This is a genomic window from Oleiphilus sp. HI0067, from assembly GCF_001635735.1.
The window spans coordinates 1-870 of the sequence record NZ_LWFI01000427.1 but is presented as its reverse complement, the minus strand read 5'-3'; the positions used below and the strand labels follow the sequence as shown (position 1 = coordinate 870).

At 51.1% G+C, this 870-nt stretch carries 1 protein-coding gene; it reads left to right on the top strand.

Features of this window, described 5'->3' with window-relative positions; translation table 11 throughout:
- Window positions 1-870: NAD(P)(+) transhydrogenase (Re/Si-specific) subunit beta (locus tag A3739_RS04960; RefSeq protein WP_197472065.1), on the top strand; the 870-nt coding region annotated here is incomplete at both ends.

Genomic DNA, 870 nt, shown 5'->3' with positions numbered 1-870 from the left:
CTGGTATTTTACTCGGCGGTTCAATTGGTGCATTGCTGGCAAAACGCACAGCAATGACGTCTATGCCAGAGCTTGTAGCAAGCCTTAACGGCGTTGGCGGCGGGGCATCTCTAGCAGTTGCTGGTAGCACATGGTTAACTGCAATCGCAGCAAATTCAGTGGTAACCGGCGTATGGTCAGCAGCCATCCTTGCTTCGATCGTCATCGGTGCAATAACGCTATCAGGATCAGTGGTCGCCGTTCTTAAGCTAAAAGGAACTATCGGTGACAGTAAGCGCGCAAGACAATGGCAGCTTATTACAGTAGCGAGCCTCGTGGGTATTCTTGCATGCGCAAGCATGATGTTTGGTGAAGGCCAACTGTCTAGCCTTGTACTACTCGCTATTGTCGGCCTCTGCTTGTTTCTAGGTGTCGGTCTAGTACAACCAATTGGTGGTGCCGATATGCCAGTTGTTGTTGCGCTACTTAACGCCTACTCAGGTCTTGCTGGCGCAGCGACCGGTTTCGTGTTGGAAAACCAAGGCTTGATCATCACTGGTTCTCTAGTTGGCGCGTCTGGTCTTATCCTGACTGCAGTAATGTGTAAAGCCATGAACCGTTCACTACCAAACGTTCTCTTTGGTGGTGCATTTGGGCCGCAGGCTGATACGCAGTCGAAGTCAAACGACAGCGAGTTTTATGACGGCAAAGTGAAATACGCAACGCCAGATGACCTTGCACTACTCTTAGACGGTGCGCGCAGCGTTGTGATGGTTCCAGGCTATGGACTTGCGGTTGCCCAAGCGCAACACGCAGTGAAAGAGCTTGCTAACCAGCTTGAAGCACGTGGAGCTAAAGTCAGCTATGCAATACACCCTGTTGCTGGACGTA